This window comes from Novosphingobium sp. FG137, from assembly GCF_057809735.1.
On sequence record NZ_JBMDKN010000012.1, the window covers coordinates 1 to 16,350 of the forward strand.

General features: G+C 65.1%; 14 protein-coding genes. 7 read left to right on the top strand and 7 right to left on the bottom strand.

Annotated elements, in window-relative coordinates; translation table 11 throughout:
- On the bottom strand, positions 1 to 844 hold an 844-nt coding region (locus ACODS2_RS22205), incomplete at its 3' end, for an NAD(P)-dependent oxidoreductase (protein WP_489000684.1).
- 62 nt (positions 845 to 906) lie between these two features.
- A complete protein-coding gene (ligR, locus tag ACODS2_RS22210; RefSeq protein ID WP_489000685.1) occupies positions 907 to 2,061 on the bottom strand; it encodes an aromatic metabolism transcription factor LigR in 1,155 nt (384 codons plus the stop codon).
- A 104-nt stretch (positions 2,062 to 2,165) separates the two neighbouring features.
- Here ligR and ligK point away from each other — a divergent pair, with 104 nt between their 5' ends.
- The 3 genes from ligK to ACODS2_RS22225 all read left to right on the top strand — a co-directional run bounded on the left by ligK (position 2,166) and on the right by ACODS2_RS22225 (position 4,887).
- Positions 2,166 to 2,840, top strand: coding sequence for a 4-carboxy-4-hydroxy-2-oxoadipate aldolase/oxaloacetate decarboxylase (ligK, locus tag ACODS2_RS22215; RefSeq protein ID WP_489000686.1), 675 nt, complete (start codon positions 2,166 to 2,168; stop codon positions 2,838 to 2,840).
- A complete protein-coding gene (locus tag ACODS2_RS22220) occupies positions 2,833 to 3,888 on the top strand; it encodes a 4-oxalomesaconate tautomerase (RefSeq protein WP_489000687.1) in 1,056 nt (351 codons plus the stop codon). Before ligK ends, ACODS2_RS22220 begins: the two co-directional genes overlap by 8 nt.
- 114 nt (positions 3,889 to 4,002) lie before the next feature.
- The gene (locus ACODS2_RS22225) at positions 4,003 to 4,887 is read left to right on the top strand and encodes an amidohydrolase family protein (RefSeq protein WP_489000688.1); all 885 of its coding nucleotides are present in this window, start codon (positions 4,003 to 4,005) and stop codon (positions 4,885 to 4,887) included.
- Here the strand turns inward: ACODS2_RS22225 and ACODS2_RS22230 are convergent.
- Positions 4,872 to 6,203, bottom strand: coding sequence for a DUF4118 domain-containing protein (locus tag ACODS2_RS22230; RefSeq protein ID WP_489000689.1), 1,332 nt, complete (start codon positions 6,201 to 6,203; stop codon positions 4,872 to 4,874). The two genes, ACODS2_RS22225 and ACODS2_RS22230, sit on opposite strands and share 16 nt — an antisense overlap.
- A gap of 104 nt (positions 6,204 to 6,307) precedes the next feature.
- On the opposite strand from ACODS2_RS22230, the gene ACODS2_RS22235 reads away from it, so the two are divergent.
- Positions 6,308 to 8,227, top strand: coding sequence for a potassium transporter Kup (locus ACODS2_RS22235; protein ID WP_489000690.1), 1,920 nt, complete (start codon positions 6,308 to 6,310; stop codon positions 8,225 to 8,227).
- Positions 8,228 to 8,233: 6 nt separating this feature from the next.
- On the opposite strand, the gene ACODS2_RS22240 is transcribed toward ACODS2_RS22235, so the two are convergent.
- Positions 8,234 to 9,760 carry an amidase gene (locus ACODS2_RS22240; protein ID WP_489000691.1) on the bottom strand — a complete coding sequence of 509 codons (1,527 nt, stop codon included), beginning with the start codon at positions 9,758 to 9,760 and terminating at the stop codon, positions 8,234 to 8,236.
- Between the two features lie 106 nt (positions 9,761 to 9,866).
- On the opposite strand from ACODS2_RS22240, the gene ACODS2_RS22245 reads away from it, so the two are divergent.
- Together ACODS2_RS22245 and ACODS2_RS22250 are read left to right on the top strand one after the other, a co-directional pair.
- Entirely contained in the window at positions 9,867 to 10,667 is an 801-nt protein-coding gene (locus tag ACODS2_RS22245; protein ID WP_489000692.1) for a GDSL-type esterase/lipase family protein, read from the top strand.
- A 66-nt stretch (positions 10,668 to 10,733) separates the two neighbouring features.
- A complete protein-coding gene (locus tag ACODS2_RS22250; protein ID WP_489000693.1) occupies positions 10,734 to 11,624 on the top strand; it encodes a DUF808 domain-containing protein in 891 nt (296 codons plus the stop codon).
- Between the two features lie 143 nt (positions 11,625 to 11,767).
- Here ACODS2_RS22250 and ACODS2_RS22255 read toward each other — a convergent pair whose 3' ends face one another.
- Positions 11,768 to 12,364, bottom strand: a complete 597-nt coding sequence (locus ACODS2_RS22255; protein WP_489000694.1) for a hypothetical protein — start codon at positions 12,362 to 12,364, stop codon at positions 11,768 to 11,770.
- 472 nt (positions 12,365 to 12,836) lie between these two features.
- The gene (locus tag ACODS2_RS22260) at positions 12,837 to 13,379 is read right to left on the bottom strand and encodes a C40 family peptidase (protein WP_489000695.1); all 543 of its coding nucleotides are present in this window, start codon (positions 13,377 to 13,379) and stop codon (positions 12,837 to 12,839) included.
- Positions 13,380 to 13,829: 450 nt separating this feature from the next.
- Here ACODS2_RS22260 and ACODS2_RS22265 point away from each other — a divergent pair, with 450 nt between their 5' ends.
- Positions 13,830 to 14,366, top strand: coding sequence for a hypothetical protein (locus ACODS2_RS22265; protein ID WP_489000696.1), 537 nt, complete (start codon positions 13,830 to 13,832; stop codon positions 14,364 to 14,366).
- A 212-nt stretch (positions 14,367 to 14,578) separates the two neighbouring features.
- On the opposite strand, the gene ACODS2_RS22270 is transcribed toward ACODS2_RS22265, so the two are convergent.
- Positions 14,579 to 16,336: an N-acyl-D-amino-acid deacylase family protein gene (locus ACODS2_RS22270; RefSeq protein WP_489000697.1), complete on the bottom strand. Its 1,758-nt coding sequence runs from the start codon at positions 16,334 to 16,336 to the stop codon at positions 14,579 to 14,581.
- Positions 16,337 to 16,350 lie beyond the last annotated feature (14 nt).

Consider the following 16,350-nt stretch of genomic DNA (forward strand, 5'->3'; position numbering starts at 1 on the left):
GCGCGGCGTCTGGTGTCTCGACTTCGCTCGACACGAACGGGAGGGGATATGAATGGGAATGGGATGCCGCCATCTCACGCTGGCGGCGCACGGTGCCGCTGGTCATCACCGGCTCCACGCCGAGCCCGATCAGCGTCTTGGCGCTCTCTTCCATCTCGGCCGCACGCCGCGCCCCATGCGTCGTCATACGCTCCAGATTATAGGCCGCGCGCGTAGCCCAGCCCTGCGCCTTTTCGCTCGCATCAAGCGAAGCAAGCACTTCGTCGGTCACACCCGCCGCGTCCGCCGCCAGCATCATCTCCGCCGTCAGCGCCTCGATCCCCTTGACCATCACCGAACGGATCATCTTGATCGCGCTGGCCCGGCCCACTTCGCTGCCCACCACACGCACATGGGCAAAACCCACCGCGCGCAGAGCTTCGGCAGCCTCGTCCGCCGCCGCGCCCGCCACCAGCAGCGGCACATTCATCCGCGCGGGGTTCACCGGGGCCAGCACCGCCACATCCACATAGCGCCCGCCTGCCGCTTCCACCGCGCGCGCCGCCGCGCGCTTGGTATCGGGCGCCACCGAATTCATGTCGCACCACAGCGCGCCCGGCTTCAGCAGCGCGGCATAGTCCTTGGCAGCAGAAAGCGCCGCATCCGCCGTGACGAGCGAGAGCACCATATCGGCATCGCCCAGCGCGCATTCCGCAGTGGCGCAGACCAGCACGCCCGCCGCCTCCATCGCCGCGCGGCGCGCAGGCAGCACGTCGTAGGCCGCAGCCCCGGCTTCCCAGCCCGCTGCCTCGGCAAAGGTCGATCCGGCCTCACCAAAGCCGATCAGGGCGATTGCGCTCTCCATGCGCGCCCTCCTGCGGCGCGCGGGCGGGCCAAACAAATGCAATTCTTGGCGAGCCTATAAGATTATGCGAAACCTCCACCTGCGACTGCACGCAGCAGATCGACGAAGGCTGCCTGCGGCGCGGTGGGCCGCCAATCCTCTCGCGTGGTGATTCCGATCCGGCGCAGCACCGGCGCGGGCGTCGGCAAAGTCGCCAGCACCCCCGCCTCCAGTTCCACCGCCAACTGCGCGGGACTCAGCAGCGTCAACGCATCCGATCCCAGCAGCAATTGTCGCACCGTCAACACCGATCCGCACTCGATCTCAACGGGCGGCGGCTCGGCCACGGCGCTGCGCATCATCGCCTCCCAGTACTGGCGCAGCGGCGTATCGCGCGCGGGCAGCACCCACGGGAAGTCGGCCAACCTCTGCCCCATCGGCTGCGCCTCGCCCACCAAGGGATGGCCCGCGCGCATCACCAGTTGGGGGCGATCTTCAAACACCGGCTCCTGCTGCAGATCCTCCAGCAAACCCGCCTCGCGCAGCGCGCCCAGCATCAGATCGATCTCGCCATCGCGCAGCGGCCCCGCCAGCTCCGCGTGGCTTCCTTCCACCACCGCGATTCCCACCCCCGGATGCGCCGCATGATACCGCAGGATCGTCTCCGGTAGCCAGCGCGCGCGGCTGAGCGGCATCGCCCCCACCACGATCCGCCCCGCCGCCTTGCCCTGCCACGCCGCCACTTCAGCGAGGCCACTGCGCAGCTCCGCCATCGCCAGACCGAACCCGCGCGCACGCCGCTCACCTTGCGGGGTCAGCAAGATGGATCGCCCGCGCTTGTCCACCAGCCGCTGCCCCAGCGCCACGGCCAGATCGGCCACCGCGCGGTGCAGCGATGCCGCCGAAAGCCCCGTCGCCTCCGCCGCCCCGGCATAGGAACCGCTGCGCGCCAGGGCCAGAAATGCCCGCACTTGCGTCCCCGTCACCCTTGGCGAGCCGATCTGCGCAATCGCCGCTTCCGCGCGCGGCGCCAGCAGCCGCGCCGGCTCCGTCGGCGTCATCCCGCCCGAACCGCGCTCGAACAACGCGCAGCCCAGCTCCGCCTCCAGCCGCGCGATGGCCTGCGTGAGCGCCGGCTGTGTCAGGTTCACCGCCCGCGCCGCGCGCGTCACGCTGCCATGCCGGACTGTCGCGGCAAAGGCGGCATAGTGCCGGATATTGTAGGCTGGTTCAGTCACCACACTCCCTTAGCATTTCCTTATGCCCCGCGCCAAACATTGCATTGGCCCCGCGCGCGGACCGGGCCGAAGGAAGCCCGAACCATTTCAGCGGGAGCCAGCGCATGTCCGGTATCGTCGTCCAGCACATCGAACGCGCCGATCCGGCGGTGATCGACGGCCTCGCCGCCTGCGGTGTCGCCACCGTCCACGAAGCGCAGGGCCGCACCGGCCTCCTCGCCAGCTACATGCGGCCCATCTATCGCGGCGCGCGCATCGCGGGCAGCGCCGTCACGATCAGTTCGCCCCCGGGTGACAACTGGATGGTCCATGTCGCCATCGAGCAGCTTCAGGCCGGCGATATCATGCTGCTCGCCCCCACCAGCCCTTGCGAAGATGGTTACTTCGGCGATCTCCTCGCCACCTCGGCCATCGCACGCGGCTGCCGCGGCCTTGTCATCGATGCGGGCGTGCGCGATGTGCGGGATCTCACCGAAATGAACTTCCCCGTCTGGTCCAAGGCGATCTATGCGCAGGGCACGGTCAAGAACACGCTCGGCAGCGTCAACGTCCCCGTCGTCTGTGCGAGCCAGTTCGTGAACCCCGGCGATGTCATCGTGGCGGATGACGACGGCGTCTGCATCGTCCCCCGCGCCAATGCCGAAGCCGTCCTCAAAGCCGCGCAGGCCCGCGAAGCCAACGAGGGCGAAAAGCGCGAAAAGCTCGCTGCCGGTATCCTCGGCCTAGACATGTACAAGATGCGCGAACGCCTTGAAAGGGAAGGCCTCAAGTATGTCTGAGGGCATACGCTGCATGTGGATGCGCGGCGGCACTTCGAAGGGCGGCTACTTCCTGAAGGAAGACCTGCCGCAAGACACCGCGACCCGCGACGCCTTCCTCCTCGCAATGATGGGCAGCCCCGACCCCGTCCAGATCGACGGCATGGGCGGCGCCGATCCGCTCACCAGCAAGGTTGCGGTCGCCTCGAAATCCACCCGCGAAGGCATCGACGTCGATTACCTGTTCCTGCAGGTCTTCGTCGACAAAGCCATCGTCACCGATGCGCAAAACTGCGGCAATATCCTCGCCGGGATCGGCCCCTTTGCCATCGAACGCGGCCTCGTAGCGGCCACCGGCGATGAAACCCGCGTTGCGATCTACATGGAAAACACCGGGCAAGTCGCCGTCGCCACGGTCTGCACCCCCGGCGGGCAGGTCACCTACAACGGCGACGCCAAAATCGACGGCGTCCCCGGCAGCCACGCACCGGTCCCGCTCGAATTCCGCGATACCGCCGGTTCCTCCTGCGGCGCGCTCCTCCCGACTGGCAACGCGGTCGACGTGATCAATGGCGTGCCCGTCACCCTCATCGACAACGGCATGCCCTGCGTCGTGATGAAGGCGGAAGATGTCGGGATCACCGGCTACGAAGACCGCGACTGGCTCGACAACGCCGCAGACCTCAAGGCGAAAATCGAAGCCATCCGCCTCATCGTCGGCCCCATGATGAACCTCGGCGACGTCACCGCCAAGTCCGTCCCCAAGATGATGCTCGTCGCCCCGCCCCGGCACGGCGGCGCGATCACCGTGCGCAGCTTCATCCCGCACCGCGCCCACGCCACCATCGGCGTCCTCGGCGCGGTCAGCGTGGCGACGGCGTGCCTTATCCCCGGCTCCCCCGCCGCCGAAGTGGCGCAAATCTCCGATGGCGCGCGCAAGCTCCTCTCGGTTGAGCACCCCACCGGCGAAATGAGCTGCGTCCTCGAAACCGATGAGACCGGTGCCGTCCGCACCGCCGCCCTCCTGCGCACGGCGCGCAAACTGATGGATGGAATTGTTTACGGCTGATGTCGCGCAAGCATGCTTCGACAAGCTCAGCATGAGCGGGGTTGAAGCAAAACCAGAACAACATCCGCTCGTCCTGAGCCTGTCGAAGGACCACAGCGCGACGGAAGGAATACAATGACCAACCGCATCACCAGCTGGCACGCAAGCCCGAGCAAGCCGCGCTACACCCCGCCCCCCGGCGCAGTCGATGCGCATTGCCACGTGTTCGGTCCGATGGCCCAGTTCCCCTTCAGCGCCAAGGCCAAGTACCTCCCCGAAGACGCCGGGCCAGACATGCTGTTCGCCCTGCGCGACCACCTCGGATTCGAGAGGAACGTGATCGTCCAGGCCAGCTGCCACGGCACGGACAACGCCGCCACGCTCGATGCCATCGCGAAGTCCAATGGCCGCGCAAGAGGCGTCGCCGTCGTCGATCCCGCCATCTCGGAGGTCGAGCTTCACGCCCTCCACGCAGGCGGCATTCGCGGCATCCGCTTCAATTTCCTCAAGCGCCTCGTCGATGATGCTCCGAAGGACAAGTTCCTCGAAGTCGCCCGGCGCCTGCCCGCAGGCTGGCACGTGGTGATCTATTTCGAGGCCGATATCCTCGAGGAACTGCGCCCCTTCATGGATGCGATCCGCGCCCCCCTGGTCATCGACCACATGGGCCGCCCCGATGTGCGCCAAGGGCCTGCTGGCGCAGACATGAAGGCCTTCCGCGCCTTTCTGAACAGCCGCGAGGATATCTGGTTCAAGGCCACCTGCCCGGACCGTTTGGACGCCATCAAGGAAGGCGGCGCGGGCGATCCGTGGGATGCCTTCGCACATGCAGTCGCCCCGCTCGTGGCAGACTATCCCGACCGCTGCCTATGGGGCACCGATTGGCCGCATCCCAACATGGATACCGAGATCCCGGACGACGGCCACCTCGTCGACATGATCCCGCGCATCGCGCCGACCGAGGAATTGCAGCGCAAACTCCTCATCGACAACCCGATGCGGCTCTACTGGGCGGACTGAACGGCAAGGCGATAGCCCACCGCCGGCTCGTTGAGGATCACCTGATCGCCCAGCTTCCTGCGCAGCGCGCTGACCGCGACGCGCAGGTAATCGACATGGTCTTCATGTGCCGGCCCCCACACCGCGCGCAGCAGATAGCGGTGCGTCAGCACACGCCCGGCATTGCGCGCCAGCTCGGCCAGGACCGCGAATTCCTTGGGTGTCAGATGCACCACCTCGCCGCCCAGCGTCACTGTCCGCCGGTAGAGATCGATGGCAACCTCGCCAACAACCACCGGGTCCGGATTCTGCGCCAGATCGAGATCGGCCAGATTGTCGATGAAGCCGGTGAGCCGTGCGGTCTCTCCCGCAATCTCGTGCAGCACCTCGCTATCCGCCTCGCCCGCACGCTGCAGCTTGCGCAGGCCGGCAGCGATCCCGTGCAGGCGCGGCCGGATATCGCTCCCGATCGAACCGAGCAGCGCCGAGCGCAAGTCATCGCGTTCGCGCAGCGCCACATTCTCGCGCCCCACGCTTTCCAATCGCGCTCGCTCCAGCGCCAGCGCCACCTGATCGAGCAGGTTCCCCAGCAGCGATAGCGCCTCCCCTTCCACCGGCGGCATGCCATCGCTGCGCGCAAGGCCCGCTGCGGCCAAGGTATCGTCCGCCGCACGGACCGGATGGAACTGCCAGTCGGTCAGGCTGCCACCGGCAATGTGCCGACCGGTCGGCGCGCCGCTACCCAAGGCCTGCTCGGCCACGGCGAGGTCTGCTTCGGTCAGCCGGTCCGCTCCCGCCAGCAGTCGCGCCTCTGGCCGCCCCGCCACCACACAGACATGGCAATCGAGGATCCGCGCCAGTTCGCCCGCCGTCACTGCGGCAATCGCGGCCTCGTCGGCGCAGGAAAGCAGCCGCCGCGCGAACCCGGCAATCGTGGCGTTGCGGCTCGCGTGGAAAGCCGCCAGCTCGCCCTGCACCCGCAGCGAGGTCACCAGATGGCTAGTCACCAGCCCCACCATCAGCAGCATGGCCACCGTCAGCAGATCGCCCGGATCGTGGATCAGCAGGGTGTAGGTCGGCGCAGTGAAGAAGAAATTGTAGGCCAGCGTCGCCGCCACCGCCGCCATCAGGGCCTGCCAGCGCCCGGCAAAGGCGGCCGCTGCAAGCACCGGCGGAAGGTAGAGCAGCACTACCGGTGCCCGCCCCCAGTACGCCACCATGGCAAGCCCGATGCCCGTGACAAGCACGAACATCGCGAGCAGCACACCCAGCCCCAGCAAGGACAGGCGGGGACCCGGGCGCGGCGCGGCAACGAGTTGGGTGGCCAGCGGGCTCATTGCGCCATACTACGCGCTGCTTGCCGCAAAGTCGTGCCCCGGTCTTGCTGCTCGCCAGTAATCCACATGGAAACTTAATGCCCCTCGGGCGCATTTGCAGCGGCATGACACAGCCAGAACCGGCCGTCCAGATGGCCTCATCCGACTCCGAAAATCCACCCCGAGGCACCAGCCGCGCCGCGCTCACCCTCGGTGCGCTCGGCGTGGTGTTCGGCGATATCGGGACCAGCCCGCTCTATGCGCTGCAGGCCACGCTCGATCCGCGCTACCGGCTGACCACATCGATCACCGATCTTTACGGAATCGTCAGCCTGATCTTCTGGCTCTTCGTCTTCGTCGTCACGATCAAGTATGTCTTCATCGTCATGCGCTGCGACAACAAGGGCGAAGGCGGCAGCCTTGCGCTCTATGCGCTGATCCACCGCCAACTGGGCGAAAAGGCGCCCAAGCGCTGGCTGCTCACCGGCGCGCTGTTCGCCACCGCGTTGTTCTTCGCTGATGCCATGCTCACGCCCGCCATCTCGGTCATCTCCGCGGTCGAGGGTCTCGGCGTCGTCAGTTCTGCGTTCAAGCCGTGGATCGTGTGGATCGCGCTGGCCATCCTCACCGGCCTCTTTGCCATCCAGCGGCGCGGTACCGAGAACGTCGGCCGCCTGTTCGGCCCCATTATGCTGATCTACTTCGCGGTGATCGCGGCGATGGGCGGCTACCATATCGCCCAGCACCCTGCCGTGCTCACTGCGCTCAATCCGCTCTACATGGTCAGCTACTTTCAGGCCCACCCCCTGTTCTCGTTCCTCTCGCTGGGCGCGATCGTCTACGCGATCACCGGCACCGAGGCGCTCTATGCGGACATGGGCCATTTCGGCCGCATCCCGATCACCACGGCATGGCTCGTGATCTGCGTGCCGGCGCTCATGATCAACTACATGGGGCAGGCCGCGATGCTCATCCAGCACCCCGAATTCATCGACAATCCGTTCTTCCACATGGTCCCGCCCTCGCTCACCATCCCGCTGCTGGTGATCGCCACGCTCGCCACGATCATCGCCAGCCAGGCGGTCATCTCGGGCGCGTTCTCGGTCACCCAGCAGGCCGTCCAGCTCGGCTTCCTGCCGCGTCTGCGCATCCTCCACACGTCCTCGCACGCGCAGGGCCAGATCTATGTGCCCGCGATCAACTGGGCGCTCGCGTTCATGGTCGCCGTGCTCGTCATCGGCTTCCAGGCCTCCGCCGCGATGCTGCCCGCCTATGGACTCGCCGTGGTCGGCACCATGCTGATCACCACCTTGATGCAATATGTCGTCGTCTTCCGCATCTGGCACACCCCGCGCTGGCAGGGCGTGCTGGGCTTTGTCACGTTCGTCGCGGTCGATTCGGTGCTGCTCGCCTCGGGCCTCGCCAAGCTGTTCGAGGGCGCGTGGTTCCCGCTCCTCGTCGGCCTGATCATCTTCACCGTGCTCACCACCTGGTCGACCGGCCGCCGCCTGATGCGCGCCAGCATGCTGGAGGACAGCCTGCCCCTCGCCGTCTTCATCCAGTCGGTCGCCACCACGGTCCACCGCGTGCGCGGCACCGCGGTGTTCCTCTCCGCCTCGCCCGAAGCGCTGCCCGCTGCTCTCCTCCACAACCTCAAGCACAATCAGGTGCTTCACGAACGCGTCGTGCTGCTCACCGTGCAGGTGGAAGACGTGCCGCAGGTCAATTCCGCCCGCCGCGCGGAATTCCATGCCGAAGGCCACGGCTTCTACCGGGCCATCCTCCACTATGGCTTCATGGAAGATCCGGACATCCCGCGCGACCTTGCCGATGCCTGCACCGGCACCGACCTTGCCTTCGAGCCGCTCCACACCAGCTATTTCCTCAGCCGCCAGAAGCTCATCGCATCCTGCGCAGTCCCCGGCATGGCGCTGTGGCGCGAACGCCTCTTCGCGTGGATGCTCAAGGTTTCCGAAAGCGCGATGGACTTCTTCAAGCTCCCCACCAACCGCGTGGTCGAACTCGGCAGTCAGCTGAGGATCTAGGCACCCTCAGGCGAGCGGCGGCCTCCGCGAGAGGATGTCGCCGCTTACCGCCTCCCACGCCGCCGCTGCCGCCAGACACGCCGCATCCTCATGCACCGGCGCGACGATCTGGAGGCCCATTGGCAAGCCCTGAGGGCCGAATCCCGCCGGCACCGCCACCACCGGGCAGCCCGAAAGCGTCACGAGGCAGGTCGCCTTCATCCACTCGTGATAGGTCCGCATCTCCTGCCCGGCGATGGCCTTGGGGTAAACCCAGTCCGCCGGAAACGGGAACAGCTGCGAAGTCGGCATGACCCAGTAATCATGGCGCTGAAACAGCTTGTGCACCGCCCGGCTCCACCCGCTGCGCACCGTGCTCCACGCGTTCACATCGAAGGCCGATAGCGCAAGGCCCCCCTCCACTTCCCACACCGCCGCCTCCTTCAGCAGCGCGCGCTTCGCCGGATCGCGATAGAGTGCCAGCAGATTGCCGCCCTGCTGCCAGTGCCGCAATTTCACGAAGGCCTGCCACGCCTGCTCCACCGGGAAATCGGGCACGGCATCCTCCACCACCGCGCCCATCGCCTCGAACCGCGCGAGCGCCTTGCGGCAAGTCTCCAGCACCCCCGGCTCATAGGGCACCGCGCCGCCCAGATCGCCCGCCCAGCCGATGCGCTTGCCCTTCATCCCCTCGCCCTGCACGCTGCGGAAGACCTCGCCGCTGCCCTCCAGCATCATCGGCTTGCGCGCATCGTATCCCGCCTGCACCGAAAGCAGCAGCGCCAGATCGGCCACTGACCGCGCCATCGGCCCGGCCACCCCCATCGAGGTCAGCCAGTCATCCGGCCCATCCCCCGGCACGCGCCCAAGGCTTGGCCGCAAGCCGAACACGCTGTTCCACCCCGCCGGATTGCGGAGCGATCCGCCATAGTCGCTGCCATCGGCCAGCGGGACCAGATCGAGCGCCAGCGCCACCGCCCCGCCCCCGGTGCTCCCGCCTGCGGACCGCGTCAGGTCCCAGGGATTTCGCGTCGTCCCCCACACCGGATTGTAGGTATGGCTGCCAAGCCCGAACTCGGGCGAATTGGTCTTGCCGATAAAGACCACGCCCGCCCGCCGCAGCCGCTCCACCATCAGCCCATCGGCCTTCGCCACCTGATCGCGGAAGATCGGCGAACCCATGGTCCAGGGCAGCCCCGCCACAGCTGACAGATCCTTCACCGCATGCGGCAGCCCGTGCAGCGCGCCGAGCGGCCCGCCCGCCTTCACCGCCGCATCCGCCGCCGCTGCCTGCGCCATCAGCCCGGCGCGCTCCGGCATGCCTATAATGGCGTTCACCGCGGGATTGAGCCGTTCGATCCGGTCCAGAAAAGCCCCGGTCACTTCGGCGGACGACACCTCCCGCCCCGCGATCATCGCCGCCAGCCGGTGTGCGGGCAGCGCCGTGATCGGCCCCGCAGGCACCGGCGCCGCCCGCGCCTCCGCCAGAATGGCAGCGGAAGCGGCGCCCAGCGCCAGTGCGGACCGCCGTGTGAGGCGCGGAGTGTCGATCATGGCCCCCATAGAAACCGCTGCCACGCCCGATGGCAAGGCCGCCGCTATCGCATTGCGCAGGCCGGGCAGTAAGCTAGGCTGCGCAAAACCACCGGAGAGCCGCCCGATGAACCGCCGTTCCATCCTGACCGCTGGCATCGCAGCCAGCCTTGCGCTCTCGCTTGCCGGCGGCGCCCTTGCGCAAGGCCCGCAGCGCTTCGTCTCCGAAACCCCCGCAGCACGGGTCGATTACTGGCAGGTCCGCGCCGCCGATATCGCCCGCCAAGTCGCCGCGCCCGAAAGCCTGAGGCCCATCCGCCTCGTCTTCGTCGGCGATTCCATCACCGATTTCTGGCATCTCGATGCCAACCCCTGGTTCCCCGGCAAGTTCTGCGGGCGCGCGGTGTGGGATGAGACCTTTGGCGGTGCCAACCCTGCCTGGACCGCGCTCAATCTCGGCGTCTCGGGTGATCGGATCGAGCATGTGCTCCACCGCCTCCAGCCCGCGTCCGCCGGCGGTGAAGGCTGGCTCGACCGCGCCGATCTGCAGCCCGACCGGGTGTTCCTGCTGCTTGGGATCAACAATTCGTTCGATGCCGAAAAGCCTGCGGTGGAGAGCATCGTGCGCGGCGTCACCGCAACTGTGGCCCGGATCCGCGAGCGCAAACCGTCAGCCCAGATCGTGGTGCAATCGCTGCTCCCCACCGACGATCCGGCCAAGAACCGCGATCTCGTCCAGCCGGTCAATGCGGCGCTGGCGGCCATGGCGCGGCAGGGCACCAACATGCGCTACCTCGATCTCTACCCCGGCTTCGTGGACGAAGCCGGCGCCCAGCGCCGCGAACTGTTCAACGACAGCTTGCACCCCAGCCAGGCCGGCTACCGCGTATGGCGCGATCGGGTCGTCGCTTTCATGCGCGCGGGGTAGCATCCACCGCTTGCCCTTGCCCCCGCCCGCCCGCTACCCTGCCGCCGAGCACCAACAGGAAATTCCATGCCCGGCGGACTAGCAGCCCTTCTCGACGACATCGCCACCATCGCAAAGATCGCCGCCGCCTCGCTCGATGATGTCGGCGCGGCGGCGGGCAAAGCGGCGGTCAAGTCCGCCGGCGTGGTGGTCGATGATACCGCCGTCACCCCGCGCTATGTCACCGGCTTCACCGCAGACCGCGAACTGCCGATCATCTGGCGCATCGCGCGTGGATCGCTGTTCAACAAGCTGGCCATCATCACCCCGGTCATCCTCGCGCTCTCGGTGCTGCTGCCCTGGGCGATCACCCCCATCCTGATGGCGGGCGGCGCGTTCCTTTGCTTCGAAGGCGCGGAAAAGGTGATCCACGCGCTCACCCACAAGGAAGACCTCGCCGCCGAGGCCGAGGAACTCGTCGAGCCCGGCCATGAGGAAACCATGGTCAAGGGCGCGATCCGCACCGATTTCATCCTTTCGGGCGAGATCATGGTCATCGCGCTCAATGAAGTCGCTGCCGAGGGACTGCCCTTGCGCGCCGCTGCGCTGGTGGTCGTGGCCATCGCGATCACCGCCATGGTCTACGGGGTCGTGGGCCTGATCGTGAAGATGGACGATATCGGCCTCAATCTCGCCAAGCGCAGATACGGGGTAACCCGCGCGCTGGGCCGCGCGCTGGTGCAGGCCATGCCCAAGGTCCTCACCGCGCTCGCCACCATCGGCACGGCCGCCATGCTCTGGGTCGGCGGCCAGATCATCGTCCATTCCGCTGGCGCCCACCCTGCCGAATGGGTCGGCCTGCACGAAGGCGCTGCCGCCTGGCTGGCAGACGTCGCCATCTGCGGCCTCATCGGGCTCGCGCTCGGCAGCGTCATCGTCGGCGCGGTGCACTTGGTGAAGGGCGCCAAGGCGGGCTGAGGTACGCGCGGCCCGGCTCGGAATGCGAGAAGGAGGCGTGCGCCTTACAGTCGCGAGGACAAGCGGGTTGCAGCCTTCGCCAGCAGTTGAAACTTCAACACGTCATCATTGCGCTTGGTTTTGCTGACAACTCTCATCGGTTGTCAGAACAAGTCCCATCTCTTTGCCCCAAGACCATCAACGCGATAGACACGAAATTTCCATCTATGACTTGCATCCCGATATCCAATGGCAATCGCATAGCCATTTATATCATAAACGACCGCTGCCCCCGCCGAAAAGGACATGGTTCGACGATGTCCTCTTGCCAACCTTGAAGCGCCCTCGGCGCGATCGCGATCAGCCGAAGTGGTGGCTGCAGGAACGGCATTGCCTGCACCGTAAGCAACGTGGCTTACCCCGATATCATCGACAACAAGGCGGCAGCCCGTAAACTTGGAAGTGAGAATATACTGCGCTTCACTTTTCTCGATCGCTTCCCAGGTTGCTTCGGTGATCGCGCCTTTGCCGGGCTCACCAGACCATGGCAGCCAATAGACCGTCGCCTCACTTCGAATCCCGCCAGCAGGCGCCTCGTTCTTTGTATAAATTCTTGTCTGATTGCCGTTCGTCACAGCAATCATCTGTTGCTTCCCGCGGTGAGCACTTTGCCGATTCTGAGCGTTGCCAAGCGCGCCATCCAGATCGAGATCCATGGTGGTTACGCCGCTAAAGCTGCCCAAGTCGCTCCAGAATGCCATAAAACCTCCTGCATGCAGAGCTTCGAATCGGCTACGGGACTAATACCTATCACGATGAATGCAGATTCTCCCAAATAGTTTTGGGTTACAATTGGATCGTTAACTCGCATCCCGACCGATATTTGCTGTGCGGAATCGAACGCAGCACTTCAAGTATCCACCCGGCCAGCGCCTGCAAAGCACACAAAACCCGTCATGGCCCTCGCTGTCGGGATCTCGGGCCAGATCGCCGCAGCCCGCGTAATCTCAATCCCAGCCTAGGGTCCAAACTCAATCAGGGCGCGTTCGAGGCGCCCAAATGGCGAACATATCGGCCGAAGCGGCCCGCCGCGAAGGCTGGTTGCCTTTGCAAGGGCCGGTTTGGCCGAGATGGAAGCCGTTTGGTCGCCTCGATTACGCGGTTCATGAGTTTACGGCCTGGAATGGCAGACATGACCCGCTCCGCTGCGCGAGCAAACCGCTCCAGTTCCTGTCAGGCGAGGTTGCCCGCGATCTCACCGGATCTGGCAAGCTGGATCGGCTTCATCGATGCAGGCGGGCTGGTCATCAGCGGCCGCCGCACCGCAACGCATTGCGCCTTCGGAATGGCCTTGATGTTGACCTGATCGCCCTGATTTCCGCCCAGCCCGACAAAGTGGGTGGCCGTCTCGCCGATGTAGAAGTTCACATGCCCGCCGCCCGGCCGCTTGTAGGCCAGCACGTCGCCCAGCGACGGCTTGCGCCCATCCACGCCGGAAAGTTTGCCATCATTGCCGCGCCGCGCGACCGGATCACCGAACTTGGCCCAGTTGAGCGCCCAGAGCGGATCATCGACCACGGCCTTGCCAGCCTTGAAGGCAACGTAGGCGGCGAAAAGCCCGCACCAGGGCACGCCGTCATCCGAATAGCCGGAAATCTTGACCCCATTCTGATTCAGCGTGTCACGCCATGAAAGAATAGTCTTGCTGCTCCCGGTCCCGATCACTTCGGCAGTGCCGTATAGCGGAATGGCTTCCTGCAGAACCCTCGGCAACACGCCGACATCCTTGAGCCAGGAGTATTCATTTGGGAAACTTTGCGGAAACATGACACCCCCTCCCAATTCAATTGCTCACTTGATGATCATGAAATCCCTTCAGGTGTCAATTGCAATATAGTTCCATGCCGGATGATCTACGACAAATCCAAAGTTACTATCATTACTTAAGGAAATGTTAAGTATAATAGACTTAAGTGGACATATGAAAGTGCGCTCCGCCACCGGAGATAACCCCCGAGAATTCAATTCACACCGCGTCTGTCACCCAGCGAGAACAGATGCCACGAATGCTCCGCCGCCCCTGAGAGAAGCGATTTGAGCAGGGTAGTTCTGGCCAATTGTACAAATGGCAATGCCGCCATCAAATAGATTCTGATTCTGTCTTGCGAGACATATCTAAACAAAGAAATCAAAATCATAAAATGGCGAGACGTATAACGAGCCAATTTGGATGCAATTGTTATCCATAACCCTTGCGAGCGTGCGCAGACGGCCATTACACTCGCCCAACTGTTGTTTCTTGTCGAGGTTATCAGAATGAAAATCGCCTGCTGCAGTCTGATCGCGCTTGCGCTGAGTGCATCTCCTGCCTCGGCCGATACCTTGTGGTGGGGATGCCACAGCGGCGGGGAAGACTATGCCAATTGCGGGAAAAGCGTCTGCAATGTCGGCCACAACATGACCTTCCGCATTGAGCGGGGAAGCGATGCCACAGTGATCGCCGTCTACGATTATCAGGATCAGGATACCGGCGGATTCGGCCCTTATGCGCGGCCAACGACCAGCCAGGCCCATAGACTATTTCCGAACGGCCATCTCGCGCTCGATAATGACGGACGCATCCTGCGGTATGGTGCAGGCGATCTGGGGCGATATCTGTTCGATCTGCGGCAGGGGATTTTCAGGATCGAATCCTACACCGGCAACGGCCAATACAGAAATACCGATTTCGTGTGTCAGGATATCGAACCGCTTCAAGGCTGATAAGCACACGATAGCGCGCTTTATAAATAACAGACGCGTCTGTTATTTATAAAGCGCTGTCCTACAGCCATCGCCTTGCGGCATGATCCCCGAATGCCCCGCGAATCAGCCATTCCTGCCCCGAAGCAGCAAAACGGAAGCACTGCCCCGGGGTTGAAAGTTTCTGCTCAGGACAGTGTCAACCGTGTCAACTTGTCCCGCGCCAAGACTGCCTAGCTGCGCACCAGCCGCCCCGGCCGCGCGCCGGTATCGGCATCGTTCTCGCGGATCATCACGCCGTTGCAGAACGTCGCGCGGTAGCCCTTCACCGGCTGCATCAGCCGCGTGCCCCCCGCCGGCAGATCGTGGTGGGCCACGTGGGGGGAAACGGTCAACCCCGCGTAGTCGATCACGTTGATGTCCGCGCGCTTGCCCGGCTGCAGCAGCCCGCGATCCTTGAAGCCATAGAGCGCGGCATTGCGGGCGGTCTGCTTGTGGACGAGGAATTCCAGCGGCAGCACCGGGCCACACTTGCGGTCTCGCGTCCAGTAGCTGAGCTGGGTCGTCGGCATCGTCGCATCGCAGATCAGCGTGACATGCGCGCCCGCATCGCTGAGCCCGGTCACCGTATCCGGATGGCGCAGCATTTCCTCCAGCACCGCAAGGCTCTTGGGCTGGTTGTCCCGCGTCAGTGCCTGAAAGCTGCGGCCCTCGTCCTCGAGCATCGCATCGTAGAGATACTCCAACGCATCGCGCCCTTCGGCCTTCGCCCTCGCGCCGATCGAGGCGGACTTTTCGGCCTCCAGATTGATCGGCTCGGTCAGCGGATAGAGGCTCGCAGCGCCCCGGCGGAACAGGCCGTAGACGTTCTGCATCGAACCCGGCGCCTCATGCGGCACATCGCGCTCCGAAAGGATCTGCTCCTTGATGGTCGGATCACGCATCGCTTGCACCCGTTCGGCCAGCGGCAAATGCGCGAGCTTCTCGAGGTAGGTCGGCCGGCGCATGAAGGCGTGATAGCTGCTGAGACCGTGGATGAACCCGATGATCCGCGAGGGCACCTGCGGAAACAGATGCGCGCCGCCTTCGTTGGCTTCGCGGCAGCGGTCCAACATCTGCCGCCACAGGTCGGGCGCATATTCGCGGATTTCCACCAGCGTGAAGGTCAGCGGCCGCCCGCTTTCCTCCGAGATGAGGCGGAACAGCTCAAGCTCCGCCAGCGGCTCACTGCGTTCCCCGCCGAGCGCTTCCAGCTTGCCGACCGTGCCCGCCGGGATCGCCTCGATCACCCCCTTGCCGAGCTTCTTGAAGCGGCGGGCAATGGCGAGCAGTTCTTCCTCCGGCGCGAAAGTCCCCGGCACCGGCTCGCCCCACAGCGCGCGGTGGCCGATGGTGCGCGAAGTGGAAAAGCCCACTGCGCCCGCCGCCACCGCTTCCTCGACGAGATCGGCCATCCGTTCGATTTCGTCCGGCGTCGCATCCTCGTTGGTCCGCCCGCGCTCACCCATCGCGTAGTAGCGCACTGCGCCATGCGCGATCTGCGCGCCCACGTCGATCGCGTATTGGCGCGAGGCGATGTAGTCCATGTATTCGGGGAAGCTCTCCCAGCGGCCCCACTCGATCCCTTCGTAGAGCGCGGTGCCGGGGATGTCCTCCACCCCCTCCATGAGCTCGATCAGTTCCTTCACCTGCCCAGGGCGCACCGGTGCGAAGCCCACGCCGCAGTTGCCCATCACCACCGTCGTCACGCCATTGTGCGAGGAGGGCGCAAGCTCATCATCCCAGCTGACCTGGCCATCATAGTGCGTGTGGATGTCCACCCAGCCGGGCGTGACGATATGGCCCTCGGCATCGATCTCGCGCGCCGCCGTGCCGGAGATCGTTGCGCCGATTTCGGTGATCACACCGTCCTTGAACGCAAGGTCACCGATGAACGGCGCGCCGCCCGAGCCATCGACGATCTTGCCGCCGCGGATGATCACGTCATGCATCTGGCTTCCCCTCC

Bases quoted from the DNA above. Each gene is read 5' to 3' on its own strand.
- ligK (WP_489000686.1), top strand. From the start codon at position 2,166: ATGTCCGGTATCGTCGTCCAGCACATCGAACGCGCCGATCCGGCGGTG.
- ACODS2_RS22220 (WP_489000687.1), top strand. From the start codon at position 2,833: ATGTCTGAGGGCATACGCTGCATGTGGATGCGCGGCGGCACTTCGAAG.
- ACODS2_RS22225 (WP_489000688.1), top strand. From the start codon at position 4,003: ATGACCAACCGCATCACCAGCTGGCACGCAAGCCCGAGCAAGCCGCGC.
- ACODS2_RS22230 (WP_489000689.1), bottom strand. From the start codon at position 6,203: ATGAGCCCGCTGGCCACCCAACTCGTTGCCGCGCCGCGCCCGGGTCCC.
- ACODS2_RS22235 (WP_489000690.1), top strand. From the start codon at position 6,308: ATGACACAGCCAGAACCGGCCGTCCAGATGGCCTCATCCGACTCCGAA.
- ACODS2_RS22240 (WP_489000691.1), bottom strand. From the start codon at position 9,760: ATGATCGACACTCCGCGCCTCACACGGCGGTCCGCACTGGCGCTGGGC.
- ACODS2_RS22245 (WP_489000692.1), top strand. From the start codon at position 9,867: ATGAACCGCCGTTCCATCCTGACCGCTGGCATCGCAGCCAGCCTTGCG.
- ACODS2_RS22250 (WP_489000693.1), top strand. From the start codon at position 10,734: ATGCCCGGCGGACTAGCAGCCCTTCTCGACGACATCGCCACCATCGCA.
- ACODS2_RS22255 (WP_489000694.1), bottom strand. From the start codon at position 12,364: ATGGCATTCTGGAGCGACTTGGGCAGCTTTAGCGGCGTAACCACCATG.
- ACODS2_RS22270 (WP_489000697.1), bottom strand. From the start codon at position 16,336: ATGCATGACGTGATCATCCGCGGCGGCAAGATCGTCGATGGCTCGGGC.